Origin of the sequence: Paractinoplanes globisporus DSM 43857, assembly GCF_000379645.1 — a bacterium.
GTDB classification, from domain to species: Bacteria; Actinomycetota; Actinomycetes; order Mycobacteriales; family Micromonosporaceae; genus Actinoplanes; species Actinoplanes globisporus.
In genome coordinates this window covers 13,891-38,924 of the sequence record NZ_KB903314.1, presented here as the reverse complement: position 1 = coordinate 38,924, position 25,034 = coordinate 13,891, and the positions used below count along the sequence as shown (strand labels likewise).

The 25,034-nt window shown below is 69.1% G+C and carries 25 protein-coding genes and 1 pseudogene; 8 read left to right on the top strand and 18 right to left on the bottom strand.

Annotated elements, in window-relative coordinates; genetic code table 11:
* Positions 1-79 precede the first annotated feature (79 nt).
* Genes A3CQ_RS54325 through A3CQ_RS0128140 form a run of 3 tightly spaced genes read right to left on the bottom strand, consistent with a single transcriptional unit; the run spans position 80 to position 2,758 of the window.
* Positions 80-856, bottom strand: coding sequence for an IclR family transcriptional regulator (locus A3CQ_RS54325; protein ID WP_020514292.1), 777 nt, complete (start codon positions 854-856; stop codon positions 80-82).
* Between the two features lie 25 nt (positions 857-881).
* On the bottom strand, positions 882-1,736 hold the full coding sequence (locus tag A3CQ_RS0128145; RefSeq protein WP_020514291.1) for a fumarylacetoacetate hydrolase family protein: 855 nt from the start codon (positions 1,734-1,736) through the stop codon (positions 882-884).
* Positions 1,733-2,758 carry a cupin domain-containing protein gene (locus A3CQ_RS0128140; RefSeq protein WP_020514290.1) on the bottom strand — a complete coding sequence of 342 codons (1,026 nt, stop codon included), beginning with the start codon at positions 2,756-2,758 and terminating at the stop codon, positions 1,733-1,735. Before A3CQ_RS0128140 ends, A3CQ_RS0128145 begins: the two co-directional genes overlap by 4 nt.
* A 79-nt stretch (positions 2,759-2,837) precedes the next feature.
* Between A3CQ_RS0128140 and A3CQ_RS0128135 the strand changes: the two genes are divergently transcribed.
* Complete coding sequence (locus A3CQ_RS0128135) at positions 2,838-3,635, top strand: IclR family transcriptional regulator (RefSeq protein WP_020514289.1); 798 nt, start codon at positions 2,838-2,840, stop codon at positions 3,633-3,635.
* Between the two features lie 100 nt (positions 3,636-3,735).
* Here the strand turns inward: A3CQ_RS0128135 and A3CQ_RS61780 are convergent, their stop codons facing one another.
* Both A3CQ_RS61780 and A3CQ_RS0128125 read right to left on the bottom strand, forming a co-directional pair.
* Entirely contained in the window at positions 3,736-3,891 is a 156-nt protein-coding gene (locus tag A3CQ_RS61780; protein WP_020514288.1) for a DUF6131 family protein, read from the bottom strand.
* 183 nt (positions 3,892-4,074) lie between these two features.
* Positions 4,075-4,977 carry an alpha/beta hydrolase family protein gene (locus A3CQ_RS0128125; RefSeq protein WP_211216704.1) on the bottom strand — a complete coding sequence of 301 codons (903 nt, stop codon included), beginning with the start codon at positions 4,975-4,977 and terminating at the stop codon, positions 4,075-4,077.
* Positions 4,978-5,171: 194 nt separating this feature from the next.
* Between A3CQ_RS0128125 and A3CQ_RS0128120 the strand changes: the two genes are divergently transcribed.
* The 4 genes from A3CQ_RS0128120 (at position 5,172) to A3CQ_RS0128105 (ending at position 9,482) form a co-directional block, all read left to right on the top strand.
* Positions 5,172-6,134: a helix-turn-helix transcriptional regulator gene (locus tag A3CQ_RS0128120; protein WP_020514286.1), complete on the top strand. Its 963-nt coding sequence runs from the start codon at positions 5,172-5,174 to the stop codon at positions 6,132-6,134.
* A gap of 145 nt (positions 6,135-6,279) precedes the next feature.
* Positions 6,280-7,140: an SDR family NAD(P)-dependent oxidoreductase gene (locus tag A3CQ_RS0128115; RefSeq protein WP_020514285.1), complete on the top strand. Its 861-nt coding sequence runs from the start codon at positions 6,280-6,282 to the stop codon at positions 7,138-7,140.
* A 10-nt stretch (positions 7,141-7,150) separates the two neighbouring features.
* Positions 7,151-7,681, top strand: coding sequence for a MerR family transcriptional regulator (locus A3CQ_RS0128110; protein ID WP_020514284.1), 531 nt, complete (start codon positions 7,151-7,153; stop codon positions 7,679-7,681).
* 703 nt (positions 7,682-8,384) lie between these two features.
* On the top strand, positions 8,385-9,482 hold the full coding sequence (locus A3CQ_RS0128105) for a magnesium transporter CorA family protein (protein WP_020514283.1): 1,098 nt from the start codon (positions 8,385-8,387) through the stop codon (positions 9,480-9,482).
* A gap of 122 nt (positions 9,483-9,604) precedes the next feature.
* Here A3CQ_RS0128105 and A3CQ_RS63750 read toward each other — a convergent pair whose 3' ends face one another.
* From A3CQ_RS63750 to A3CQ_RS0128085, 5 genes and pseudogenes are all read right to left on the bottom strand, one after another.
* Positions 9,605-10,192, bottom strand: a complete 588-nt coding sequence (locus A3CQ_RS63750) for a helix-turn-helix transcriptional regulator (protein WP_281171515.1) — start codon at positions 10,190-10,192, stop codon at positions 9,605-9,607.
* Positions 10,075-10,551 (bottom strand): AraC-like ligand-binding domain-containing protein, encoded by a 477-nt coding sequence (locus A3CQ_RS63065; RefSeq protein ID WP_281171514.1) that lies wholly within the window; start codon positions 10,549-10,551, stop codon positions 10,075-10,077. The genes A3CQ_RS63750 and A3CQ_RS63065 overlap by 118 nt, the downstream gene beginning before the upstream one ends.
* A gap of 190 nt (positions 10,552-10,741) precedes the next feature.
* Positions 10,742-11,107: pseudogene (locus A3CQ_RS0128095) on the bottom strand (DUF1931 family protein); the annotation flags it as partial.
* Complete coding sequence (locus A3CQ_RS59450; protein WP_245577353.1) at positions 11,065-12,027, bottom strand: PrsW family intramembrane metalloprotease; 963 nt, start codon at positions 12,025-12,027, stop codon at positions 11,065-11,067. The gene A3CQ_RS59450 and the pseudogene A3CQ_RS0128095, both read right to left, overlap by 43 nt.
* Positions 12,028-12,264: 237 nt before the next feature.
* Positions 12,265-12,936: a hypothetical protein gene (locus A3CQ_RS0128085; RefSeq protein WP_020514280.1), complete on the bottom strand. Its 672-nt coding sequence runs from the start codon at positions 12,934-12,936 to the stop codon at positions 12,265-12,267.
* 119 nt (positions 12,937-13,055) lie between these two features.
* Here A3CQ_RS0128085 and A3CQ_RS0128080 point away from each other — a divergent pair, with 119 nt between their 5' ends.
* Together A3CQ_RS0128080 and A3CQ_RS0128075 are read left to right on the top strand one after the other, a co-directional pair.
* Positions 13,056-13,502, top strand: a complete 447-nt coding sequence (locus A3CQ_RS0128080) for an Hsp20/alpha crystallin family protein (RefSeq protein WP_020514279.1) — start codon at positions 13,056-13,058, stop codon at positions 13,500-13,502.
* A gap of 63 nt (positions 13,503-13,565) precedes the next feature.
* Positions 13,566-13,862, top strand: coding sequence for a hypothetical protein (locus tag A3CQ_RS0128075; protein ID WP_040433069.1), 297 nt, complete (start codon positions 13,566-13,568; stop codon positions 13,860-13,862).
* A 510-nt stretch (positions 13,863-14,372) separates the two neighbouring features.
* On the opposite strand, the gene A3CQ_RS54310 is transcribed toward A3CQ_RS0128075, so the two are convergent.
* On the bottom strand, positions 14,373-15,398 hold the full coding sequence (locus A3CQ_RS54310) for a LuxR C-terminal-related transcriptional regulator (RefSeq protein ID WP_084699257.1): 1,026 nt from the start codon (positions 15,396-15,398) through the stop codon (positions 14,373-14,375).
* A 652-nt stretch (positions 15,399-16,050) separates the two neighbouring features.
* Here A3CQ_RS54310 and A3CQ_RS0128065 point away from each other — a divergent pair.
* A complete protein-coding gene (locus tag A3CQ_RS0128065) occupies positions 16,051-17,136 on the top strand; it encodes a sigma-70 family RNA polymerase sigma factor (protein ID WP_020514276.1) in 1,086 nt (361 codons plus the stop codon).
* Positions 17,137-17,226: 90 nt separating this feature from the next.
* Here the strand turns inward: A3CQ_RS0128065 and A3CQ_RS0128060 are convergent, their stop codons facing one another.
* The 7 genes from A3CQ_RS0128060 to A3CQ_RS0128030 form a co-directional block, all read right to left on the bottom strand.
* Positions 17,227-18,384, bottom strand: coding sequence for a hypothetical protein (locus A3CQ_RS0128060; protein ID WP_020514275.1), 1,158 nt, complete (start codon positions 18,382-18,384; stop codon positions 17,227-17,229).
* Between the two features lie 64 nt (positions 18,385-18,448).
* Positions 18,449-20,137, bottom strand: a complete 1,689-nt coding sequence (locus tag A3CQ_RS54305) for an FAD-dependent oxidoreductase (RefSeq protein ID WP_020514274.1) — start codon at positions 20,135-20,137, stop codon at positions 18,449-18,451.
* On the bottom strand, positions 20,134-20,568 hold the full coding sequence (gene trxA, locus A3CQ_RS0128050) for a thioredoxin (RefSeq protein ID WP_020514273.1): 435 nt from the start codon (positions 20,566-20,568) through the stop codon (positions 20,134-20,136). The genes A3CQ_RS54305 and trxA overlap by 4 nt, the downstream gene beginning before the upstream one ends.
* A 1-nt stretch (position 20,569) precedes the next feature.
* Positions 20,570-23,194 (bottom strand): ATP-dependent chaperone ClpB, encoded by a 2,625-nt coding sequence (clpB, locus tag A3CQ_RS0128045; protein ID WP_020514272.1) that lies wholly within the window; start codon positions 23,192-23,194, stop codon positions 20,570-20,572.
* Positions 23,185-23,514 carry a chaperone modulator CbpM gene (locus A3CQ_RS0128040; RefSeq protein WP_026206281.1) on the bottom strand — a complete coding sequence of 110 codons (330 nt, stop codon included), beginning with the start codon at positions 23,512-23,514 and terminating at the stop codon, positions 23,185-23,187. Before A3CQ_RS0128040 ends, clpB begins: the two co-directional genes overlap by 10 nt.
* A complete protein-coding gene (locus A3CQ_RS0128035; protein WP_020514270.1) occupies positions 23,511-24,488 on the bottom strand; it encodes a DnaJ C-terminal domain-containing protein in 978 nt (325 codons plus the stop codon). Before A3CQ_RS0128035 ends, A3CQ_RS0128040 begins: the two co-directional genes overlap by 4 nt.
* The gene (locus tag A3CQ_RS0128030) at positions 24,488-25,030 is read right to left on the bottom strand and encodes a nucleotide exchange factor GrpE (protein WP_020514269.1); all 543 of its coding nucleotides are present in this window, start codon (positions 25,028-25,030) and stop codon (positions 24,488-24,490) included. Before A3CQ_RS0128030 ends, A3CQ_RS0128035 begins: the two co-directional genes overlap by 1 nt.
* Positions 25,031-25,034: the final 4 nt, after the last annotated feature.

The window sequence follows — 25,034 nt, the reverse complement described above, 5'->3', positions numbered from 1 at the left end:
GGCTCGGAACGCTATTGGCGTCTTCCGGTATGCGACAAGAATTTAACAAGTCATTCCGCACGCCGGAATTCGAGCCGTGCTACAAGGCGGATTGCACCCGTTTCAGGATGTCCTCGCGGGCGGCCGACAGCGCGGCCAGGAAGGGTTCGGCCGCCGCCAGGCCGGGCATCCGGCCGGCCGGGACGACCACGGCGATCGCCGCCCGCGGCGAGCCGACCAGGTCGGGCAGGGCGGTGGCCACGGCGCTGATGCCGGACTCGCCCTCCTCGAAGTTGAAGGCGAAGCCGGTGGCCCCGATCTCGGCCAGTTCGGTCAGCAGTTCCGCGCGGGTCCCGACCGAGGCCGAGGTGCAGGGCTCGATGCGGCGGCCCGGAAAGCGGCGTTCCAGGTCGGGCATCGGCAGCTGGGCGAGGATGGCCTTGCCGGCCGCGGTGCAGTGCGCGGGCAGCACGAGGCCGGTGCGGTCGCCGACGCGGACCGACAGGGTGCCTTCGAGGCACGCGTGGAAGCGGACCGAGGCGCCCTCGAGCAGGGCGAGGCTGACCGTCTCCCCGGTGGCGTCGCGCAGTTCCTCGAGGACCGGCTGGGCGATGCGACGCACGTCGATGCGGCTGATCGCGGCGATGCCGATCTCGTTCAGCGCCGGACCGGCCCGGTAGGCGCCGTTTGGCCGGTCCTGGATGGCGAAACCGCGCTGGCGCAGCGCGGTGAGCAGACGGTGGGCGGTGGAGCGGGCCACGCCGAGCTCGCCCGCCGCGTCGGCGACGCGCAGGCATTGGCGTTCGCCGAGAAGCTCGAGGAGGCGAAGCGCGTTGTCAACCGAGGCGAGGCCTGCCGGCAGCCCGTCGTTCGCCATGGCGGAATGTTAGCAATCTATTCGTTCAGCGGACCCGGGTACGAAACTCCCCCAGCCCGCTGATGCTCGTGTGCAGGTCATCGCCGGTGACGATGGGTCCGACTCCGGGCGGGGCGCCGGTGAACAACACGTCGCCGGGCACCAGAGTCATGCATTGCGACGCGTACGCGACGATGGCCGCCACCGGTGTGATCATGTCACCGGTGTGCACGTGCTGGCGGGTCTCGCCGTTGACGGTGAGGTCGATGGTGAGCGCGCCCGGGTCGGGCACGTCGTCGGCGGTGGTGATCCACGGGCCGAGCGGGCTGAACGTGTCGTAGCTCTTGCGCCGGGAACGGTCGGCCGGGCTGCGCACCGTGATGTCCAGCCCGATCGTGTAGCCGAAGACGTGCTCGAGGGCGACGTCGACCGGGATGTCCTTGCCGCCGCGGCCGATGACGACGACCAGTTCCGACTCGTGGTGGATCTCGTGTCCGGCCGCGACGACGTCCTTGGGCAGCACGATGTCCTCCCCCGGCCCGGCGATCGACGACGGCGCCTTGAGGAAGATGTCGAAGTTCATCATCCAGGGCTCGACGGCGCCGAGCGTCCGTTCCTGCACGCCGTGCATCTCGGCGACGTGGTCGGCATAGTTGCTGGCGGCGGCGATCACCTTGGTCGGGTTGAGGACGGGTGCCCGCAACTGCACCTCGTGCAACGGACGGGACGGACTGTCGGCGAACCGGTCCCGCAACCCCGGGAAGTCCCGGCAGAGGCGGCGCCACCAGCCGGCGGTCAGCGGGTCCTCGTCGTACGGGAACGGCAGCGCGCCGGTGACGTCCCGGATCCGGTCGCCGTCGACGACTCCCAGGCGGTTGCGGTCGAAGATCGCGAGCTTCACAGCGCCTCCCGGCGGAAGATCCCGATGGCGCGCAGGACCGGGCTGTCGTCGATGCTGAACAGGTCGGCGTCCGGCGAGTGGTGCTCGACCGGCACCCAGGACGGCACCACGAACATGTCGCCGGGCTCCCAGTCGAACCGCCGCCCGTCGATGACGGAGTGCCCCCGGCCGCGGTAGACCACGAAGATCTGGTTGCCGGACTGGCGGGCGGCCGGGCCGTCGCCGGACAGGCGGTGCATGTGACAGGCCAGCGTCGGCAGGACACTGGCGCCGGTGCGAGGGTTGGTGTACTCGATCGACACCTGGGCCGCGCCGGTCTCGCCGGCCAGCCGGGCGAGGTGCGCGTCGGCGTCCTCGCGGCGATAGACCAGCAGCGGGGACGGGCGGGGGTCGAGGCGCTCGGCGCGACCGGCGATCGTACGGGGGCCGCTCTCGGCGTACGCATCCTCGGATTGATTGTGTCTTTCCTGGTGGGGCTGGTTGAGGGCGGGGAACTCCTCGAAGAAGACGCCGTCCAGGGCCTCGATCATCGGCAGGTCCAGGCCGTCGAACCAGAACATCGGGCCGTCGCCGGTGTTGGTGTGGTCGTGCCAGGCCCAGCCCGGGGTGAGCACGAGGTCGCCCGGCCGCATGTCGCAGGCGTCGCCGTCGACGGTGGTGAAGACGCCGCGGCCGTCGAGGACGAACCGGATCGCGCCCGGGGTGTGCCGATGGGCCGGCGCCGACTCGTGCGGGCCGAGCGCCTGCAGCGCGCCCCAGAGCGTTCCGGCCGCGTACGGGCGTCCGCCCAGGCCCGGGTTGACCAGGCTCAACACCCGCCGTTCGCCGCCGCGCTCCACCGGCACGAGCTCGATCGCGCGCTCGGCCAGCGGACGCATCACCGAGGCCGGCCACAGCCACGGGACCGCGCGCGGGCGGGGCTGCGGGGTGAGCAGTTGCTCGGTGATGTTCCACAGCGGCGCGAGGTCCGCGCGGGCGAGGTCCGCGTAGAACTCGTCGAGCCGCACCGTCTCCGTCGTCACACGGCCTCCTTCGTTCGGTCACGTTTGAAGGTAGGGAAGTGTTCTTTTTTTCGGAAGGATGTGGCCTTAGTGTTCCTCTATGTCGAACACCTTGCCCGCCACCCGCGAGGTCTCCAGCTCCGTGGACAACGCGTTGTTCCTGCTCCAGCTGGTCGGGGAGCACCGCGTCCTGCGCGTCTCGGAGGCCGCTGACCTGCTCGGCGTCGGCCGCTCCACCGCCCACCGCCTCTTCGCCGCGCTGCGCGACCGGGGCTTCGTCCTGCAGGACCGCCCCAACGGGCCGTACCGGCCCGGGCCCGCGCTCAGCGAGATCGGCCTGGCCGCGATCGGCCGCATCGACATCCGCCGCCTGGCTCAGCCGGTTCTGGAAGAGCTGCGCGACACGACCCAGGAGACGTCAAGCCTGGTGTTGCTGGAGGGACGAACCGTCCGCTTCATCGACTGCGTGGAGAGCCCCCGCTCCGTGCGGGTCGGCTCCCGCACCGGCCTGGTGCTGCCGGCCCACTGCACCGCGTCGGGCAAGGCCATCCTGGCGACCCTCCCACCGGCCGACCTCAAACGGCGCTACGCCGGCCAGCCGCTGACCGCCCGGACGACCGGATCCGTCACCGACTGGCGGTCGATGGAGTTCGAGCTGCAGGAGATCCGGCGCCGCGGGGTGGCCATCAACAGCGAGGAGGCGGAGACCGGCGTGTGCGCGATCGGGGCCGCGGTGGCCGACCAGGTGGGAGCGCCACTGGCCGGGGTGGCAGTGGCGGTCCCCGCGTCCCGGATGACCAACCGCGAGGCGGCCCGGACGATGGCGCCGGCGGTGATCCGAGCGGCCGCCGCGATCGGCGACCTGGTCCGGCAGAACAGCACCGCCGCGGCCGCCTGAGGCCACATGCCACTTCGGTCGGCAGCGGGACGGACGCCGCGGCGTCCCGGCGGCTGTTGTTATTGGTCTCGGCGGGGACTGAATGGGATCCCCGAAGAAATCAATACCAATACTTTCGACCGCCGATCGGACGGCCGACGGCACCCAGGATCCAAAAGACCGCGCCGACAACCAGGAGGATGATGCCAATCGTGTACAGGATCGACACATGCAGGAATATGCCGAGCAACAGGAGAATGACGCCCAGTACCAACATGAATAGCTCCGCTCTCGCTGCTGTGCTTCCTAAGTGGTGACGTTGGGGGTACCCACCGCCGCGGCGCCCCAATCCTGATCTACTCGTCTGCCACATGCGGCGCACAATGGACCCACCTTGAGCAGCCGGTACGTGGGATCGACCACGCCACCGACGGTCTGTCCGGATCGTCGCAGCCTGCCCTCACTTGGTTTCGATATTTGCGAGCGTGCCGCCGTGGTCGGTCAGAGCGGCGGTCACCTTGGCCCACGCCGGGTCGCCGTCGTTGAGGGCGGAGCGGAGATAGGCCCAGGAGACAGCTTGGGTGACGGCGAGCCGGTCGGGATCGTCGTCGTCGCTCTCGGCAAGGTCGTAGCCCATGACGCCGCCGAGGAAATGCTTGGCGCCCGGTAGCGTGACCAGGGCGTCGGCGCCCGGGCTGAGGTGGTAGGGCTCGGCGTGCCAGCTTGCGCCGCGAGTGGTCTCGCGCGGATCGCCGTCCTGGTCGCCATAGACCACCAGGGTGCGGGTTGTCATGTGTGAGAAGTCAGCGGCCAGTTCGGGGAACCGTTGACGGATCGGCGCGCTCAGTCCCTCGGCGGTGCCGGTGGAGGCGAGCAGCACGCCGGCGCTGATTCTCGGCTCACGTAGGTCGATCTCCTCGCCGGTTGCCGGGTCGGTGCCGCGGGCGCCCAGCAGGATGCTGGCGGTATTGCCGCCCGCGGAATGGCCCACGATCGCGACTCGGCTCCAGTCGAGACGCCCGGCGACTATCGGCGCTTGCACCTCGATGGCCTCGGACTGGTCAAGGATTTGTTTGAAGTCGTCAATGCGCGAGCGCCAGAACAGGGACCAGCCGGGCAGGTCCTGGCGCAGGCCGAGACCGTCGCTGCGAGAGCTGAGGTGAGTCGGTTGCACGACTGCGAAACCGCGGGCGGCGTAGAAATCGACCAGTGGCTGGTAGCCGATCCGGGACGGGATGTACCGGGAAGCGCCACCGCCGTGGGAGATCAGCACGATCGGCAACTCGGTGCCCGTCGCCGGGGCGGTGACGCGCAATTTCAGCGGCAGCCCGCGATCAAGAGCAGGCAGTGTGATCGGGTCCATGCTGACGGTCGGCACAGGCGCCGGCACAGGAAGGTCGCGTGCCGCCTGCACGAGGTAGCTGAACACTGGGATCCGGTCGAAGTCGGTCATGTCCATCAGCGTGCACCGCGCCGGGCGCGCTGATGAAGGACCAGCTCCTCCTGGACCAACCTGGTCCTGGATAGCGTGGCTGGGCTTGGGGTACCCGTGGCAGAGTGGGCATCGTGTTGGACCGCGCCGCGCTCGCCGAGTTCCTGCGCCGGCGGCGGGAAGAGCTGCGCCCTGCCGACGTGGGCCTGCCGGAGAGCGCCCGTCGGCGCACCCCCGGCCTCCGACGCGAGGAAGTCGCTGTCATCGCCGGGCTCTCCAGCGACTATTACGCCCGGCTGGAGCAAGGCCGCGGCTCCGATCCGTCCGAGTCAGTCATCGGAGCTCTCGCCCGGGCTCTGCATTGCGCCCCCGACGAGCGTGACCACTTGTTCCGGCTTGCCGGCTTCCCGGTACCCGCGCGCCAGGTCAGCACTGTGCTCGACGCCGGGCTTCGCCAGCTTGCCGAGAGCCTTGACCATCTTCCGGTGTGCGTCTACAACGACTTCGGCGACGTCTTGTTCACCAACGCCCTCGACGATGCGCTCCATGGCCGCGACGCCATGCCGTCGGGTCCCGAGGGCAACCTGTACAGAAGCTGGTTCCTGCACCCCGACCTGCGCGAGCGAGTCGTCGGCACGGACTGGCAGCACCTCTCCGCGGCCCACGTCAGAGATTTGCGGGCAAGCTACGCGCGGCACGACAAAGATCCGGAGATCGGCCGCCTCGTCGCCGAACTTGCCGACCGCAGCCCGGAGTTCCGCGCACTGTGGGACCGCCACGAGGTCGCCGTCCGGCGTACCGATGTGAAGCGTCTCGAACACCCCCAGCTCGGGCTTCTGGAGCTGCGCTGCCAGGTCATGGAGGCCCCTGACAGCGGCGCACGGATGCGGATCTATCTGCCGGTCGAGGGCACCGACGCCGCCGCGAAACTCGATCTCCTGCGGATGATCGGCAATCGCGGCGCGCAGGGCCGGACGGAGGCGGCGGCCGATCTCGGCCTGACTGAACGCGTGCGGCTGACCCACATCTCGCAACAAAGGCGGGCCCGGGCCCGGGCGGTGATCAAGCGGCGGCCGGGCCGGCCGTGAAGCCAGCCGGCGCCCTACCACTCCTCGCGGACCACCGTCGCGCCGGCGGGAGGCGACCGCTGCCCCTCACGGCCGGCCAGAGGATTTGCGTCGCCGCGGATTTGCGTTTGCGTTCGCGCGCGCTCAAAGCCATAGCGTTGCCGCCATGACGACACTGACCTGGATCATCACCGGGGCGTCCCGCGGTTTCGGGCGAGCACTGGCGGAGTCGGCGCTCGCCGCGGGCGACCATGTGGTGGCAGCGGTACGCCGGCCGGACAGCGTGGCCGACCTGGCGGCCAAATACCCCGACGACGTTCTGATCGCGAACTTCGACGCCCGCGACATCGCCTCGGCGGCATCGCTCGTGCGGGCCACCCTCGACCGCTTCGGTCAGCTCGACGTTCTCGTCAACAACGCGGGCCGGGCCGTGGTCGGAGCGGTCGAGGAGGTCAGCGACGCGCAGCTGCGCGAGCTGATGGAGCTGCACCTGTTCGGCCCGGCCGCGCTCGTGCGGGCGGCGCTGCCCGCGATGCGTACCCGGGGCGCCGGGACGATCGTGCAGATGAGCAGCCAGGGCGGGCGGATGTCGTTTCCCGGCGTATCGGCCTACTCCGCGTCGAAGTTCGCCCTCGAAGGCTGGTCCGAGGCCCTGGCCGGGGAGGTCGCACCGTTCGGGATCCGCGTGATGATCGTCGAACCGAGCCGGTTCCGGACCGAATTCAACGCCACCGACGTGCTCGAGTTCACCGAGGCGTCCGAAACCTACCGTGACCTGCTCGCCGCCGTCCGCACGGACATGGCCGGGACCGACGGCCGCCAGGAAGGTGACCCCACGCGGGCGGCCGAGATCATCGTGTCCCTCGCACACGGCGACGAGGTGCCGCTGCGCCTGCCGCTCGGGCGCGAAGCCGTCGAGCGCATCTCGGGGGTGTACCGGCGTGGCCTGGACGAGGTCGAGCGGTGGGCCGAAACCGCCCGCGGCGCCGACTTCGACGGCGTCACGGCGTCGGCCCGGCCGATCTAGGGTTGATGTCATGGCCACCGACGATCTGATGACCAGGGCCCTGGAAACGGTGGGGGACGACGGCCCCCTGTCGGCCGAGGTGATCCACCGCCTCACCGACCTGGCCGACGTCCCCGAGCCGATGACGATCGCAGAGGTCGCCGACCTCCTCGACATCACGCCTCACACGCTGCGCTACTACGAGCGGGCCGGGCTGGTCGAGGTGGCCCGCGACCGCTACGGTCATCGCGTCTACGACGCCGACGCGGTGCGGCGCCTGGTGTTCCTCACCAGGATGCGGCTGTCCGGGATGCCGATGCGCGACCTGCAGCACTACATCTCGCTCGTGGACGCCGGGCAGGACACGGTGCCCGAGCGACTCGACATGCTGCTTGAACATCGCGACATCATCCGTCGCCGGATTCGTGAGCTGACCCTCTCCCTGGCGGCGACCGAGTACAAGATCGCCACGTACGGCGGCTCGACCGGACCCGACGTTGCGGCCCCCGACCAGATCCAAGGCCCCGTCGACGCGGACGCTGACGACCGCGCTGCCCGGTGACCGCGCCAGCCTGATCGTCAGCGGCGGCGTGCCTTCCAGCGGGTACTCGAACCAGCCGTCGGTTGCCTCGTCGTCGGTATCGTCGAGCGCGCCGGTAAGTGCCACCTCATCCAGATCGTCGTACACGTAGCCGATGTAGGCATTGATTTGCCGTAGCAACGGCACGACATGGTCCTCGTTCACCCATCCGCCGACCTACGCGGCGGCGTCAAACGCGCCGCGGTCCGGTGACGGCGGATGAGCCGGCGTCAGCTGCTCCGACTGCGGGTCATAGGAGTCGAGCCCGTACGCGCCGGCCAATGCGGGGATCGCGCTGATGTCTGGCCAGCCGTGAGGCAGGGTCAGCCCGACGAACCGGTCGGCAGCGTAGTGATCTACATGTCGGCGCAGTGTTCACGGCTGGATCAGCGTGCCAGTTGCCTGGTCATACCGCTTCAAGAACACCCCGCTCGGTCGGCCAGGCGAACCGAACGAGGTCGCCCCGTCCACGTCCTGCTCGCCTCGGACGAGGCCGGCTACATCTCCGGGGCGATCATCCCGGTCACCGGCGGCAAACCGGTCCTCTGACGCCCCGCAGCCCGACAGCCGCCCGATGAGGCCGGGCGAGCATGCCGAGCAGCCTCCGGCAGCTGTTTGCCGGGGCCGCGAAGCGGGCACGAAACATCGGTCCGACGCAGGTATCCCATGGTCCGGATGTGAACCGTTGCCCGATCCCGACGATCCGAACATCGACGGCCCGCTCGCTCAGCCGGTCACCGCCGACGGCGACCCGCAGACGCCGGGCCCAACCGCGCCCAGCGTCTCCACCGCCGTCCCGCCACAATGCCCGACCCGAACACGGCTCTACCGCGCGGGCAAACTGCTCGAGGAAGGGTTCCCGGCCGAGCAGATGAGTGAACGCCTGGCGGCCGACCCGGCGGCGGTCGTCTGGCTCGACCTGTACGACCCGGCCCAGGCCGACCTCGGCATAGTCACGCACGAATTCGGGTTGCACCCGCTCGCCGTCGAGGACGCCATCAACGCCCATCAGCGTCCCAAGGTCGACCGCTACCGCACACATCTGTTCGCCAATCTGTATGCCGTCGACGCGAGCCGGGACCCGCACGGGCTGACCACCGGCGAGATCAGCATGTTCATCACGCCCCGCGCGTTGATCACCGTGCGGAAGGACGACTTCGACATCGACGCGCTGATCGCCCGGTGGGACCTCAACACGGACCTGATCACGGCCGACAACCAGATCAGCATTCTGGTGTACGGCCTGCTCGACGCCGTCGTCGACGGGCACTACCAAGCGGTCGAGCAGCTCGACGACGCCATCGACGAGGTACAAACCAACCTGTTCCGGCAGCGCACGGCCATCGACATTCGCCGCCGGGCGTACGAGCTGGGCGCCGACCTGGCGGCACTGCGCCGCGTCGTGGCTCCCATGCAGGAGGTGGTCGGCCGACTGATGCGCACCGACAGTCATCTGGTCGACGCCGAGCTCGGCCCGTACTACCAGGACGTCCACGATCACACGCTGCGCACCAGCGAAACGGTCGACGCGGCCAGCGACCGGGTCGACCGGATCGCCGCCACCCAGCTCAACGAACAAAGCGCCCAGCTCAACGAGATCACCAAGAAGCTGGCAGCCTGGGCCGCCATCATCGCCGTGCCCACCGCGGTCACCGGTTTCTACGGCCAGAACATCCCGTATCCGGGATTCGGCCACCACTCTGGCTTCCTCGCCAGCACCATCGTCATGGTCGTCCTCGCCGGCGGCCTCTTCTTCTATCTACGCCGGAACGGCTGGCTCTGACACCACCGGCCTACTTCAGGCCTTCTTCGGCCCGGGTCTCGATGGTGCTCAGCGTCCGGGCGGTGCCGATCAGCGGGACGTGGCTGAACGCCTGGGGAAAGTTGCTTGCTTGTCGGCGCGAGTTAGTACCGCAGTGTCTGCGAGGGCGACTCGCCGAACCTCTGTCGGTACATGGCCGCGAACCGGCCAAGGTGCAGGAAGCCGTAGCGGTGGGCGATCTCAGCCACGGTCACGTCCGCGGGATCGCCGTACCGGAGCTCGTCCTGGGCGCGACCAAGCCGGACCTCGCGGAGGTAGGTCATCGGTGACATCCCGACGTAGCGCTGGAATCCCTGCTGCAGGGACCGCCGGCTGACCCCCGCGACCTCCGCGAGGTCGGCCACGGTGAACGAGCGTCCGGGCTCTTCACGCATCGCCTCGACGGCCCGGCGCACCGCGCGGGGCGCAGCGGTGAACTGGCGCCGGCTGTCGAGCTGAGTGCGGTATTGGTGGTCGGTGGCCAGAAGCAGCCCGGTGACGAGGCTCTCTTGAAGGCGCCGGCCAATCAGCGGATGTTGAATCAGGCTCGCCTGCTGGGCGATGTCCGCCATGATCAGTTGGACCAAGCGCAGCCAGCTGGATCCCAGCCCGCTGGACATGTCGAGCCGCGGCTCGAGCCGGACCGGCGAGGTGACCGGACGGTCCAGCATGGCCGCGAGAGTGTTCTCCAGAGTGATCTGGTCGACCTTGACCGCGAAGAGCCGGCAGTCGGTCTGCCACCGGTCGAGAATGGTGTCGCCGACAGGTTGAAAACCGCGGCGCTGTTCAGGTCGGCGACCACCGGCTGCGCGCCGCCCTGGTGCCAAACCAGCCGGCCGGCAATCGGGATATCCACGTGGTAAGCGCCGAGCTCCCCGAAGTCGATCCGCACATCGGCACCGAAATTGAGGTCGCCCAGCATCACAGCGCCCGCCGGCATAACGTCGAAGCGGGCTCGCCAGCCCGCCGCAGGCGACAGGACGTCGATGAAATTCGAGTAGAAATGCCGATCCAGGACGGCCCGTGCCTGATCAAGGTCAGAGGTGGTCACGGTGACAGGCTGCACACGCTCAGCATTACCGCTCAGTGACAGATCTACCACCTGAGGTTCTTGTTCCGCCACGTACGTTGGAAGCCACAATCCTCTGCGCGAGGTCACTATCCAGATCGCGCACGATCAGCGGGACGCGCACAACCTTGTGCGTCGCAAGGCTGCCACGTCGTTCATCAGCTCGTCTCCGTCAGATCAACCGGTCGAAGACTTGGAACACGCGCTCCCAATGCTGCGACTGGGGGTTCTTGGCGTCCGGATCGATCACCCGAAGGATCCGGGCGAGTGCGATGCTGAGTCCGCCGACGACGGCCGGCAGGCGCGCCTCGGTCTGCTCACTCAGCGCCCGGTCGAGCGGCGGGTACGTCGCCAGCCGCCCGAGGATCGGCTCCAGTTCGATCTCTTCGTCGAGCTTGCGGAACGCGTGCATGCTTTCCTGCAGTCCCTTGGTGATCGGCAGATCCCAGGGTTCGACGATGTCCCTGGCGTTCGCCCCCGCCGTGGTCTGCCCGATCAGCAGCATGTCGTACAGTTTGCGTTCGACGAAATCGCTGTATCGCTTGAGATCGTTCTTGTCGACGTCGAGTTCCGCGGCGGCCCGGAAGAAACGTTCGAACTTCGCGACACCGAAGACAGGCATGTGTCGTCCCCTTTCAAGGGCCCATTGTCAGTACGACCGGCGATCGGACGGTCCCGCTGCTGATGCGAACCGGTCGCGGCGTCCAGCGCCACAGGACAAGCAGCCAAGCGATGCCGATGATCGAGACGACTTCCAGGCCGCCCCACTCCACGGCGGTGACCGTGCAGGATCGACACGCCCAGGTACGCGAGGACCACCTTCGCGGTGATCCTGAAGTGCTCCGGCCGGGACGCGGCGAACAGCACCCCGCCCAGAATCGCGGTCCACAGGCCATGCCCCACCGGCGCCAGCAAGCCGCGCAACACCTCGGTCTGCACCAGTTGCACCAATGACAACCCGTCGACCGAGAAGAGCGCGGTGAAGGCGTAACCGGCCGACTCGAACGCGGCGAACCCGAAGCCGACGGCCGCGCCGAGGATCATCCCGTCCCGGAGTGTCCTGGCGCGCAGGTGGCGGGTCAGCACCATCAGCGCACCGAGCTTGACCGCCTCTTCAATCAGTCCGACGCCGAAGAACAACCACGGCGACGGGTGCAACAGGAACGACTCGAGCACCGAGGCGCCCAGGACGCCGAGGACGCCGCCGGTGACGAACGTCGAGAAAATCAGCCCGGGGGTTATCTCTCCGGTCTCGCGGCGTTCGAAGGCCCACGCGACGAAGGTCAACGGCACCAGGAAGCTACCGAGCAGCATCGCGGTCGGGATCAGGTTGGCGTTGCCGGACACGAAGATGATCACCACGGCGGCGATCCAGAGGGCGAGCCCGGTCAGGAACATGCGTAGCCACACGCGGCGTACCCGGGTCGTACGGTGGGGGGTGGACACGACCTCAACCACGATCGGGCTCCCATCGTCACACGGGTCGGGAACAGGCGGCGCGCCGCTGCCTGTCGCACAATGTCACCGGTTCCCTGTGGACCCGGTCCTTCAGGAGTACCGCTACCGGCCGCCGACGTCGATTGGCATCATTGCCAATCCCAGGCGCGACCCAGTACCGGAAACTCGATCTACCGCTGCCGGGCGCGCGGCACTACGAGTGCGGGCTTCAAGGGCGTCGCCAACGAGATCGACGGCCTAAGAAGTGTCTCCTCTGCGGCGTGGGTGTTGGCGGCGGATCTGGTTGGTGCGGTCGGTGACGGTGTCGATCTGTGCGGCTAGGTCGGGGTGGTCGGGCAGGTGTTGGTGGGCCGCGGCGAGGAGATCGGGCAGGGCAGTCGCGTCAGGGTCGCCGAGGGCTTGGTGTAGTTGCGCGAGGTCGCTGGTGGCGGCGGCGCCGAGGTCGGTCAGGGCGGTGATCTGGCCGGCGAGCCGGCGCAGGTCGGCGGTGTTGTCGTTGGCCCATTGGGCGACGGCGCGGTGCGTGGCGCGGCGGTCACGCTCGGCTTGGACGCGGTCGTCGCGGGTGTCGGCCGGCTGGTCGGTGGGAGCGGCGGCGCTGCGTAGGTAGCGGCGTTCGGCGGCTTGGCGGCTGGCCACTCCCAGTGCGGGCGCGAGGGCTTGCCAGGAGACTCCGGCGGCGCGGGCGGCGGAGATGAGGACTGGCTCGATGCCGGCCAGTTCGGTCTGGGCCCAGCGCAGCAGTACCAGGGCGTGGAGCAGGTCAGCGCCGCTGACCGCCGGACTGTCGACGGTGGGCTGCTGAACCGCGTGCGCGGTGGCGGCGACCGCGGCGGCAACTTCGGTGAGATCGTGCCTGGCGGGCGGTAGGCCCGCGCTGATGGCGGGGGTGTCGGAGGTGTCGGGCATGCGCCCTCCTTCCAGCGTCATCGTTTTGATGACTAACCACTTGTCATCGGTGCGATGACGTGTTAGAAAGACGGTATCGCGCATTGACTGTCAAGTCGAGACCGCAGGAGGTGGGAACCATGTTGATGCGCAGCGAACCCTTCACCGAGGTCAATCGGATCGCCCAGCAGCTGTTCGGTGTGCCGACGACCGGGACCTGGTCACGGCCGACGGCGATGCCCGCCGACGCGTACCGCAACGGCGACGAGTTCGTGATCGCGTTCGACCTTCCCGGGGTGGATGCCGACGCGATCGACATCGACGTGGAACGCAATGTGCTGACCGTGCGCGCCGAGCGCCGCCCCATCGACCTGGGTGAGCAGGCCACGGTGCAGCTGAGCGAACGCCCGCTGGGCGTGTTCTCCCGGCAGCTGTTCCTCGGCGACGCGCTGGACACCGATCACATCGACGCCGCGTATGACAACGGCGTGCTGGTCGTGCGGATCCCGATCGCCGAGAAGGCCAAGCCCCGCAAGATCGCCGTGGCCGGGCGGGAACACACCGAGCAGAAGGTGATCACCGGCTGACCTGGCGGTTCGCCAGGTCAGCCGGCTCCCCAGCAAGACCGGATGCGGCGGGTGGTGACCGGTATGACCAGTGATCCCGTGGCGCAGGCGGGCACCGCATTGTCCCCCGAGTGGGACCGCGGCTTCGACGAAGCGTTCACCGAACTCATCTGCGGCGACCCCGATCTGGTCCGCGCCGAGTTCGACGCCCTCATCGGCGCCGGCTTCGACGATCCGCCGGAGCCCCCGGCGCCATCCGCCCCATCCGCCGCCCAGCCGGCACCCTCCCATCCGCAACCCGGCGCCTCGCCGCCACCGGCGGCAGTCGACGGCGGCCGCCCACCCGGCACCGCCGGCAACGACGCACGATCGCCGCCCTGACACGCCCGGGCGCGGGACCGACCCAGCGGAGTCCCCGCCCGACGTCGTCAGCTCCCGAACGGCCAGCACCCGTCCCCGAGTCTGATTCCACCTCCCCACCGCGCCTCTTGGGGCCGACACGAGTCCGTCGGCCCCAAGAGGCGAACGAAGGAGAGAGGGTTCGCTCATCTCGTATCGCCTCCCGAAGGTGAGGTGCCGTCACCCCCGGGATCCCGATGATGGGATTGCGCGGCGGAATGTCGCGTCCCCGCGGTCGACCCGCGCCGCGGCCGGCACCATTTCGAGAGGACGTCGACATCGTGACCATCGCCTATCCCCGTCGATCCCGTCAGCTCGCCACCACACCGGGCCGCCGTGGCGGGACGACGTCGCCATCGAGCTCCGCGACAACGAGGTGCGGATAAGCGGCGAGGTGAAGCAACGGGAGCGCACCGGGACGCTGCGGCGTCAGACACGGCGCGTCTGGAGCCGACCGCCATCGTGTCGATTGGACGAAATGCCAGTCGTGCGTCAGGCGGCCGCTTCGGTGAGCTGTCGCGGAATGTACAGTGCCAGATGCAGGGATCGAACGGCGGCGACCGTACGGGTGGGCGCATCGAGTTTCTCACGAATGTGTTCCAGATGTGCGGCCACCGTGCGTTCGGTGATGAAGAGAGCGTGGGCGATGTGTTGATTCGCCTGACCGTCGATGAGGAGTCCCAGTACTTCCAGTTCCCGGTGGGTCAATCCGCGCAGATCCCCCGAGGGAGAGACCAGAATGATGGCGACAAAATGGTTTGGCACCTGCGGCGGACAGGCGATTGCGGTGACCCGCACGTAATCGTCGCTCCCGCGCGGATCCGGACACAGGAAAGCCGTTTGAGTCCGGCGGTGAGTCAATTTCGCGAGAGCGGTGGGGACGATGCGGGAATTCTGGGTGAGCAGTGGATGCGAGGGCATTCCCGGCAACCTGTGCATCGCGCCGCCGCGACCGACCACGCTTCCGGCCCGGGCATCGCCGACCAGCGAGGCCAGCCCCGCGATCGTGGTCATCGGGTCGATGGCCGCCGAGATCATGGGGGCCACTGCGCCGATCACGTCGCGCGCCGCGTCGCTGGGATACGCCGGTGAGTCCGTGTACATCGTCATGAGGCCGAGGTGCCGGCCGTCCGGGGCGACCAGCGGCACGCCCAGGCCCTCTCGGTATCCGGCCGGCCACCAATGCTCGGCCCAGGACGGTATCTCCGCGGCCGGGACCGGGACGTCGCGCAGGCACAGCGGACGGTTCCGCCGGAACAGCCCGAACGCCTCCACCTGCTCATTGAAGCCGCTCGACTCGAGGTAGGCGCGATTCGCCGCGTCGTGCCCGACCGCGGTCAAGGTCCGGTATCCCTGCCGTCCCGTGTCGAAGACACCGGTCCATGCGGCCTCGAACGGTATGACAGTTCTGAGCTGCGGCCACAGCTCGGCCAGCCTAAGGGTCATGTCACTGGTGCCTGCCGTGACACGGTTGATCTCCAGCGCAAGATCTAATGCGCCTGCCGTCGTCGCCGTCATCGTCCTCTCCTCACCGATCGGGTTGGTGAGTCGTCACTTCCGCGGTCCACCACCGGCTCAGGCGATCAATGGCGAACGGAGCCGCCTACCCCGCAGATCGGACAGGGCCCGTTGCCGAACGCGTACGACAACAGCGCGTAGTTAGGGCGCGTATCGGGTGGCCTCGATGTCCGAAACATCTGGGGCCGACGCAGATCGTCGCCGCGAAAATCCATAAATACCCCCTAAATCAATAAATATCCCCCCAATTGACCGAAGGGAGCGCCTCACTTCGGCCGGTCGTCCGCCGGAGCTCTGTAGAGGCCTCCCCCGCGGGGCCGGAACTTAAACCTGCTGCCGCCGGCGAATTCCCGGAACCGCCGCGACCGATAGACATCGGGCTTTTTCCATCGCTGTTCGCGCCTGGTCGGTCCGCTGATTGAGAGATCAAATTTTGGCGGAGTCCACAGAGTTCCAGGCGTTGAATAAAGCCGCGGATGGAGCTAACGTCATGCTTGCTGGGATCTTTCCGGCGGTCGATGATCATTGTATCGGTCGCCTCGCGAGACACATTGTCACCGGACCACGCGCGGTAATGCGCCGCATGTCCTAACCACGTCCAGCTACACCCCGTGGGGGTCCGGTGTCAATTCTTGCTAAATCGATGTCTCGCGTGGATCTCGACGATCTCGACGAGTTGGCGGCCGCCTACGCCGACGCCTGGACGGCCGCGACCGCAGCACGGCGCGGCAGACTCCGCAATGACCTGGTCTGCCGCTGCCTCCCGTTCGCCGGCCGGATGGCGCGTCGCTACGCGGGCCGCGGGGAGCCGCTCGAGGATCTTCAACAGGTGGCCCGGATCGGGCTGATCAACGCGGTCGACCGCTATGACCCCGGCCGCGGCTCGTTTACCGCGTTCGCCGTGGTCACCGTCTGCGGCGAGCTCAAGCGCCATTTCCGGGACAAGACATGGGGTCTGCACGTCTCCCGACGTCTGCAAGGTCTGTGCGTCGACCTGCGGCACGCCACCGTGACGCTGACGAACGCTCTGCAGCGCGAGCCGACCATCGAGGAGCTCGCGCACCATCTGGACGTCAGCGCGGAGCAGATCCGGCAGGCGCGCCTGTGCGGCGCGGCCTACACCCCGGTTCCGCTCAGCAGCTCTACCGGCCACGACGGATCTCTCGAGCTGGATGACGCGCTCGGTGATCCGGACCCGGATCTGGAGATCCTCACCGACAAGCTGGCCGTCACCGAGTTGGTGCACCAGCTGCCACAACGCATCCGGCGCATGCTGGCCCTGCGCTTCTGCGGAAATCTCACGCAGGCGCAGATCGCCGCCGAGTTCAACATCTCGCAGATGCAGGTCTCTCGTCTGCTCGCCCGAGGGCTGATCTGGCTGCGCGCGGCGATGCTCAGCGACGTCCCGCCGCCGTGGACCGCCGGCGAGAACCCGCGCTGTCCGGACGGCATCCGGATCCGGATCGGCCGGTCCAAGGGCGCGGTGACGGTACGGGTCACCGGCGAGGTCGACCGTGCCACCGCCGACCAACTGCGGTTCGGTCTGCACTCCGCGGTGGTGGCCGCCGCCCATGGCCGTCTGGTCATCGACGTTTCCGGCATGCCGCTCGCGGACGGCGCCGCGGTCGCGGTGCTTCGTGAAGCCTACAGAACGGCGGCGCTGGCCCACGTCGAGGTCACCCTGATCGCAGTGCCACCGCACGTCGCTCCGGTCATCGCAACCTTCGGACTGGCATAGCGACGACCGGGTCAGGAGCGGTCGGTTGTCGCCGCCCAGCGGCCGCCGTTCCGCCGGCGTACACGTCGGCCGGCCGGGCCCGGCTGCCGCTCAGCCGGCGTCGGGCAGGCCCACGTCCGCCCGCTTGTCCGCCGAGCCGGTCTCGTCCAACCAGCCGCCCGGATCGGGGTGGTAGCCGTAGGCCGCCGCCCGTACGGTCTCCTCGTCCTCCAGACCCGAGCCGATCGCCCCGCCGACCGTCGCCAGCGAGCTGACGATCCAGGCGAGCGTCAGATAGTCGGGCAACCCGATCCGGCCGTTGACCGACTGCGCGAGCACCGATGGGCGGATCAGCAACAGCGCGGCGACGGCCGTCCCGACGAACAGCACGGCGTAGGACACCGCGGTGGCCAGGCACAGTGTCAGCACCGTACCGATGTTGAAGAGCCGGGCCAGCTCAGGCGGCGTTCCGTTGCCGGGTTTCTCCCACAGATCGTGCGCGACGATGAGCCACGCGATGAGCGAGCCCACGCCGAGCACCATGATCACCGTCAGGCGCAACGGGCTCAGCGCGTTGCTCATCTGCCAGATCGTGTTGGTGGTCAGCGCGAAAGCCGCGGTGCCGAAAGCGGCGACCAGAAGCTTGGACAACCCGAGCAGAGCCCGGCCTGGCCGGTTGGCCCGTACCATGCCGATCACCAGACGCAGGCCGCCGCCGATGCGGGAGGCAACCAGCCCCATCTCGCCGTCGTCGCCCTGGCCGAGGACGCGGTGGATGGCCGCGACTACGCCCACGAGCTGCCGCAACGGCTCCTTTTCCAGCCCCTCGCCGTCCTCGGACGACCCACGGAGCAGTTCCTCGACGAGATCGGGGACCACGGCCCGCACCGCGGTCAGCTGACGGAGGCCGAGCGCGGGCAGCGAGACCACAGCGACGTGGCGACGGGCCGAGGTACGCACCACGATCGGTACGCGCTGGGCATGCAGCGGCAGGTCGGTCAGACAGATCGCGACGTCCCAGACTTCCTGTTCACGGCGGCGCGCCACGTCGTCCAGCAATGCCTCCACTCCGCCGTCTCGGCGCGGTGCGACCGAGCCCCACCCGGTCCGGACCTCCCAGCGCACTTGGTCATCCACCTGCCGGCCGAGCAGATCGGCAAGCTCCTCGGCGAGCCGTTGCGCGACCCACGCCGGATGGTCGGGTGGGGTAGCGATCAGGCCCACCACGATCACCGATGAATCGCCGACAGGTTCCGGGTTGCCGGTCATTGCACTCCTCCCCGGCGCCCCGCCGGACCTTCCGCGCAGACACACCTGTCCCGGCCGTACGCAATCAGGTGGCCGCGCGGGACCGCTGCCGATCTGCGGGATGTCCGAACCTGGCAAGGTGGTCGTGGATCAGACGAACGGCCATGGATCCCTCACCGACTGCGGACGCGACCCGTTTGATCGAGCCGCTACGGACGTCACCCACGGCGACGACGCCGGGACGGCTGGTCTCGAGCATCACCGGCTGCCGCGCGTCGGTACGCACCTGAGCTCCGGTCAGGACGTAACCGCGCTCGTCCAAGGCGACGCTGGACGCCAGCCAGCCGGTGCACGGCTGCGCCCCGATGAAGGGGAACAACACCGTCGTCGGGATCTCCTGCCGCTCACCCGTCCTGGTGTCGCGCACGCCGAGCGCCTGCAGCCGACCTTCGTCGCCGATCAGCTCGGTGATCTCCGTGTTGCGCAACACTTCGACGTTGGGCAGTCGCTCGATCTGGTCGACGAGATACCGGGACATGTCACGGTTCAGATCGTCGTGCAGGATGATCAACCGCACCTGCGCGGCGTGCCGGGCCAGGAAGACCGCGGCCTGCCCGGCCGAGTTGCCGCCGCCGACGACCGAAACCGGCTGCAGCTCGCAGAAGACCGCCTCCATGAAGGTGGCGGCGTAGTACACGCTCGTACCCTCGAACTCCGAGAGGCGTGGCACATCGAGTCTCCGGTACCGCGCGCCGGTGGCGATCACCACCGTCCGGGTCCGCAGCTGTGCCCCGTCGTCGAGGTGCACGATCTGGTCGCTGTCGTGCCATCCGAGGCGTACCGCCTCGGCCGGGACGGTGAGGTCGGCGCCGAACTTCTTCGCCTGCACCGCGGCGCGGTCGGCCAGTTCGGCGCCGGAGATACCGGCCGGGAACCCCAGGTAGTTCTCGATCCGGGAGGATGTACCGGCCTGCCCGCCGATGGCCACCGCGTCGAGGACGACCGTCGCGAGTCCTTCGGAAGCGCCGTACACGGCGGCGGCGAGGCCGGCCGGCCCCGCGCCCACCACGACGACGTCGCACATCGCCTCGTCCTGGCCGGAACGCCGCAGGCCGGCGACCCGGGCCAGCTCCGCGTTCGAGGGGTTGCGCAGCACCCTGTCCCGCCAGATCACCACCGGTGTGTCCGACGCACTGATGGACAGCCGGCGCAGCAGCTCCTCGGCGCCCGGATCCTCCTCCAGATCGATCCAGGTGTGCGGCACCCGGTTGCGGGCGGCGAGTTCTCGCAGGCGACGGCTGTCCGGGCTGTACCGCGAGCCGACGATCTTGATACCGGTGATGCCGCCGATCAGCAGTTCCCGGCGGGCAAGAAAACTGCGCAGGATCAGGTCCCCGAGGTCGGGCTCCTCGCGGACCAGTTCGTGCAGACCGTTCAGGGGCACCGCGAGAACCTCGCCCGGTTCGTGCGCGACCATCGAGACGAAGGATGGCTGGCCGGTGAGCAGGCCGAGTTCGTCGAGAAACCGGTGCGGGCCGTGTACCCGGACCGTCCGGGCTTTCGGGGTGCCATACCCCTCGATCACCGCGACCTCGCCGGCCAGCACGACGAGGAAGTCGCGTTCCCGCTGGCCCTCGGCGACAAGCACGTCACCCCGCTGGACCGGCCGCTTCTCGCCGCGCCGGCTCAGCATTTCGATCTGCTCGCCGGAAAGGCGGGGATAGGCCCCGGCCACGTCCGGTGTCTCGGAGAGCCGCTGCTCGTCCATGTTCATGCTGCGCTCCGCAGGACCTCGTCCACCCAGCTGCGCAGGGCCGAAGCGGGTGCGGCACCGGCCCGGCGGGCCACTACCTTGCCGTCGCGGATCAGGATCAGCGTGGGCACGGCCTGGATCGTGAACCGCTCGGACACCTTCGGCGACTTGTCCACGTCGACCTTGACCAGCTTGACCTTGCCGGCCAGATCGCGGGCCACCTGTTCCAGCGCGGGGCTGACCTGCCGGCACGGGCCGCACCAGGTCGCCCACATGTCCACCAGGACCAGGATGTTCGCCCGCTCGGCCACGTCGCCGAAGTCGTCGTCGCCGGCCTCGGCAATCCAGGGCAGCGGGTGGTGGCAGTTGCCGCACTGCGGGATGCCCTCGGCGGCCGCGGGGACCCGGTTCTTGCGCCCGCAGTTCGGGCACTCGATCACCTTGCTGTCCACGTCACTCCTCCGGGGAGTTCTCGTAGGTGACGGTCAGCTCACCGTCGATCACGTCCACCCGGATCACCGCGCCGTCCCGGGCGTCCCCGGCGAGCAGCGCCCGCCCGATGCGGGTCTCCACCTCACGGGCGATGAAGCGGCGCAGCGGCCGGGCCCCGTACACCGGATCGAATCCCTGGCGGGCGATGAAGCGCTGTGCCTCGTCGGTGACCTCCAGCGTCATCCGCCGCTCGGCCAGCCGCTCGCGCAGCTCGTTGAACATCAGGTCGACAATGCGCTCGATCTCCGGCTGGGTGAGCGGCTTGAACAGCACGATGTCGTCGACGCGATTGAGGAACTCGGGCCGGAAGTGCCGCCGCAGCTCGCCCATGACCAGCTCGCGGCCCTCGGGCTTGATCTCACCGGCGTCGGAGATGCCCTCGAGCAGGTACTGGGAGCCGATGTTCGAGGTCATGATGATCACGGTGTTGCGGAAGTCGACGGTGCGGCCCTGCGCATCGGTGAGACGTCCGTCGTCCAGGACTTGCAGCAGCGTGTTGAACACGTCCGCGTGTGCCTTCTCGATCTCGTCGAAGAGCACCACCGAGTACGGCTTGCGCCGGACCGCCTCGGTGAGCTGCCCGCCCTCTTCGTAGCCGACGTATCCGGGCGGCGCCCCGACCAGCCGGCTCACGGTGTGCCGTTCCTGGTATTCGCTCATGTCGATCCGGACCACGTTGTCCTCGGTGTCGAACAACGCCGCCGCCAGCGTGCGCGCCAGCTCGGTCTTGCCGACTCCGGTGGGGCCGAGGAAGATGAACGACCCGATCGGCCGACGCGGGTTCTTGATGCCCGAGCGGGCGCGGATGATCGCGTCGGTGACCAGCTGCACGGCCTCATCCTGTCCGATCACCCGCTCATGCAGGATCTGGTCCAGGCGCAGCAGCTTCTGGCGTTCGCCCTCGGTCAGCCGGCTGACCGGGATGCCGGTCCACCGGGAGACGATGCCGGCGATCTCGGCCTCGGTGACGACCTCGCGGAGCAGCCGCTTGCCGCTCTGCTTCACGGCGAGCCGCTGCTCCTCGGCCTGCAGGCGGCGTTCCAGCTCGGGTAGCTTGCCGTGCCGCAACTCGGCGGCCAGGTTGAGGTCGTAGTTGCGTTCCGCCTGTTCCGCCTCGTGCCGGATCTGTTCGATCTCCCGACGCAGCTCCTGGACCCTCCTCAGGGCCTGCCGTTCGGCGTCCCATTGGGCGCGCAGCGCGTCCACTTCGGCGCGGAGGTCGGCGAGTTCCTTGCGGAGCTGGTCGAGCCGGGTCAAGCTCGCCGGATCCTCCTCCTTCGACAGAGCTGCTTCCTCGATCTCCAGGCGGGTCAGGCGCCGGGTCAGCTCGTCGAGTTCGGCCGGCATCGAGTCGATCTCGGTACGCAGCATGGCGCACGCCTCGTCGACCAGGTCTATGGCCTTGTCCGGAAGGAACCGGTCGGAGATGTAGCGCCGGCTGAGGACCACCGCCGCGACCAGCGCCGCGTCCTGGATCTTCACGCCGTGGAAGACTTCCAGCCGTTCCCGCAGTCCGCGGAGGATCGAGATGGCGTCCTCCTCCGTCGGCTCCTCGACGAGCACCGGTTGGAAGCGGCGCTCCAACGCCGCGTCCTTCTCGATGTGCTTGCGGTACTCGTCCAGCGTCGTCGCGCCGATCATGTGCAGTTCGCCGCGGGCGAGCATCGGTTTGAGCATGTTGCCGGCGTCCATGGCGCCCTCGGAGCCGCCCCCGGCGCCGACGATCGTGTGCAGCTCGTCGATGAACAACAGGATCCGTCCCTCGGCGGCCTTCACCTCGGACAGCACGGCCTTGAGCCGCTCCTCGAACTCACCGCGGTACTTCGCGCCGGCCACCAGGGAACTCATGTCCAGGGCGAACACGACCTTGTCCCGCAGTCCCTCGGGCACGTCGCCGTTGGTGATCCGCTGGGCCAGGCCCTCCACGATGGCGGTCTTGCCGACGCCCGGTTCACCGATGAGCACCGGGTTGTTCTTCGACTTGCGGGACAGGATCTGGATCGTCCGGCGGATCTCGCTGTCGCGTCCGATCACCGGGTCCATGGTGCCGGCGGCGGCGTCGGCGACCAGGTCGCGGCCGTACTTGGCCAGCGCCTCGTAGGCGACCTCCGGCATCGCCGAGGTCACCCGCTGGTTGCCCCGGATCTTCGTCAGCTCCTGGAGGAAGTTGTCACGGGTGAGCCCCGCGTCGCTCAGCAGCCGGCCGGCGGTGGAGCCCCGCCCCTCCTGAAGCATGGCGATCACCAGGTGCTCGACGGAGACGTACTCGTCCTTGAGCCGTTTCGCCTCGCGCTCGGCGGCATCGAACAGCCGGGACAGCCGCTGGGTGACGAAGACCTGGCCGGGTGCGGCGCCCGGTCCACTGACCCGGGGACGCCGGCCCAGTTCCGCCTCCACCTGTTCCCGTAGCTTGTCCGGGTCGACGCCGGTCGCCGAGAGCAGCCTGGGCACGAGCCCCTCGGGCTGCTCGATCAAAGCGAGCAGCAGGTGCTCGACGTCGATCTCGGTGTGGCCGAACCGCAGCGCCTTGGTCTGGGCGTCGTGCACGGCCTCTTGCGATTTCTGGGTAAGGCGGTTCAGGTCCACGATGTGCCTCCGGTGCGTCGAGAGGTCGTGACACGAAGTTCACGCTCGAGGGCGGCCACGCGGTCGAGGAGGTCGATCACGAGGCCGAGGGCGGCATAGTTGACGCCCAGGCCGGCGCGGAGGCGCTGGACGCGAGCCAGAGCGAGCAGCTGGTCGCGCCCGAACCAGAGGTTTCCGGCGGCGTCGCGTTCGGGGTCGAGGATGCCCAGCGCGACAAGCCGTTGGACCATCTCCGGGTGCACACCGCCGATTTGACAGAACCTGGCCAGGCTCAGCCGGCCGATCATCGGCCCCGGTGTCCGGGTGAGGGGGTAGGTCATGGCCGGCTCCGCGGGTCGAAGGTGGAGACCGCGGCGAGTTGCTCGAACAACCGCCGTTCCTCGTCGGACAGCTTGGGCGGGACCATGATCCTGGCCTCGGCGTACAGGTCACCCGGCCGCCCGCGCGGGTTGGGCAGTCCGCGCCCCTTGAGCCGCAGCCGCCGGCCGCTGGAGGTACCCGGGGGAACCTGGACCTTCGCCTCGCCGCCGGGGGTGTCAACCGCGACGGACGCGCCGAGTGCGGCCTCCCACGGTGCCAACGCCAGGGTGACGGTGATGTCCCGCCCGTTGACCCGATACCGCGGGTGCGGTGCCAGCCGCACCACGAGATAGAGGTCGCCGTCCGTGGCGCCGTCGCCGCCGCGGCCGCCCTGGCCGCTCAACCGGATCCGCTGGCCGTCGGTCACCCCGGCCGGAATCGTCACGTCCAGCGTGCGGCGGCCGTCTGGACCGGACAACGTGATCGTCCGGCGCCCGCCGGTGTACGCCTCCTCGACCGTCAGTTCGATCTCGGCCTCTTGGTCCGCGCCCGGAATCGGGCCGAAGCCACCGCCACCACGGCTGCCGAACATGCCGCCGAACATGGACTCCAGATCGATGTCCTGGAAGCCACCGGACTGGGTGTAGACGTCCTCAGCCGGAGCGCCGCCGCGACGAGCGCGTCTACCGCCGCCTCGGGCGCGACCGGCGCCGGCCCCCGCGCCGGCCCGCGCGCGTGCCCAGGTCTGCGGATCCACGTCCGGCGGCACCTGGCGGAAGTCCGGGCCGAAGGCATCGTACCGGCGCCGCTGGTCCGGATCGGAGAGCACGTCGTACGCCTCGGAGATGTCCTTGAACCGCTCCTCCGCACCCGGATCCTTGTTGACGTCGGGGTGATAGGTCCGGGCGAGTTTGCGATACGCCCGCTGCAGGTCGTCCGCGCTGACGTCCCTGGAGACGCCTAGCGTGTCGTAGAAGTCGCGGGACGGCGCCATCAGGCGCCCTTCGCCACGACCACCGCGGCGGGTCGCAGCGGGCGCTCGTCAGTGCCGTAGCCGGGCCGGACGACCTGCAGGATCGTGCCAGGCGGGGCGTCAGTGGCCGGCAGCACGGCCACCGCCTCGTGCCGGCTCGGGTCGAACGGCTGGTTCAGGTCGATACGCAACGGATAACCGAGGTCGGCGAGGACGGTCAGCGCCTGTTGGCGGACGGCCTCCAACCCGGACACGATCGACGCCGGTTCGGCGTTGGCGTGCTGCAGGGCAAGCTCCAGATTGTCGAGGACGGGCAGCCATCGCGCCGCCACCCGGGCCCGCTCCTCCTCGCGCTCCTGCTGAACCTCCCGCGCCATCCGCTTACGCAGGTTGTCGTAGTCGGCCACTGCCCGCCGGTAGCGTTCGTCCGACTGGGCCACCTGGGCACGCAGCTCGGCGGTCTCGTCACGGACCTGCGGGGCCGCACCGTCGGCGGCCGGCTCCGGCGGGCCGGACGATCCGGCCGCACTGGTCGCCGCCGGCTCCCGTTCCTGATCGGTCATCGTC

What these genes read in the sequence shown, in the direction of transcription:
- A3CQ_RS54325 (WP_020514292.1), bottom strand. Translation starts at nt 856, where the DNA reads ATGGCGAACGACGGGCTGCCGGCAGGCCTCGCCTCGGTTGACAACGCG.
- A3CQ_RS0128135 (WP_020514289.1), top strand. Translation starts at nt 2,838, where the DNA reads ATGTCGAACACCTTGCCCGCCACCCGCGAGGTCTCCAGCTCCGTGGAC.
- A3CQ_RS61780 (WP_020514288.1), bottom strand. Translation starts at nt 3,891, where the DNA reads ATGTTGGTACTGGGCGTCATTCTCCTGTTGCTCGGCATATTCCTGCAT.
- A3CQ_RS0128125 (WP_211216704.1), bottom strand. Translation starts at nt 4,977, where the DNA reads ATGGACCCGATCACACTGCCTGCTCTTGATCGCGGGCTGCCGCTGAAA.
- A3CQ_RS0128115 (WP_020514285.1), top strand. Translation starts at nt 6,280, where the DNA reads ATGACGACACTGACCTGGATCATCACCGGGGCGTCCCGCGGTTTCGGG.
- A3CQ_RS0128110 (WP_020514284.1), top strand. Translation starts at nt 7,151, where the DNA reads ATGGCCACCGACGATCTGATGACCAGGGCCCTGGAAACGGTGGGGGAC.
- A3CQ_RS0128085 (WP_020514280.1), bottom strand. Translation starts at nt 12,936, where the DNA reads ATGCCCGACACCTCCGACACCCCCGCCATCAGCGCGGGCCTACCGCCC.
- A3CQ_RS0128080 (WP_020514279.1), top strand. Translation starts at nt 13,056, where the DNA reads ATGTTGATGCGCAGCGAACCCTTCACCGAGGTCAATCGGATCGCCCAG.
- A3CQ_RS0128075 (WP_040433069.1), top strand. Translation starts at nt 13,566, where the DNA reads ATGACCAGTGATCCCGTGGCGCAGGCGGGCACCGCATTGTCCCCCGAG.
- A3CQ_RS54310 (WP_084699257.1), bottom strand. Translation starts at nt 15,398, where the DNA reads ATGACGGCGACGACGGCAGGCGCATTAGATCTTGCGCTGGAGATCAAC.
- A3CQ_RS0128060 (WP_020514275.1), bottom strand. Translation starts at nt 18,384, where the DNA reads ATGACCGGCAACCCGGAACCTGTCGGCGATTCATCGGTGATCGTGGTG.
- A3CQ_RS54305 (WP_020514274.1), bottom strand. Translation starts at nt 20,137, where the DNA reads ATGAACATGGACGAGCAGCGGCTCTCCGAGACACCGGACGTGGCCGGG.
- A3CQ_RS0128040 (WP_026206281.1), bottom strand. Translation starts at nt 23,514, where the DNA reads ATGACCTACCCCCTCACCCGGACACCGGGGCCGATGATCGGCCGGCTG.
- A3CQ_RS0128035 (WP_020514270.1), bottom strand. Translation starts at nt 24,488, where the DNA reads ATGGCGCCGTCCCGCGACTTCTACGACACGCTAGGCGTCTCCAGGGAC.
- A3CQ_RS0128030 (WP_020514269.1), bottom strand. Translation starts at nt 25,030, where the DNA reads ATGACCGATCAGGAACGGGAGCCGGCGGCGACCAGTGCGGCCGGATCG.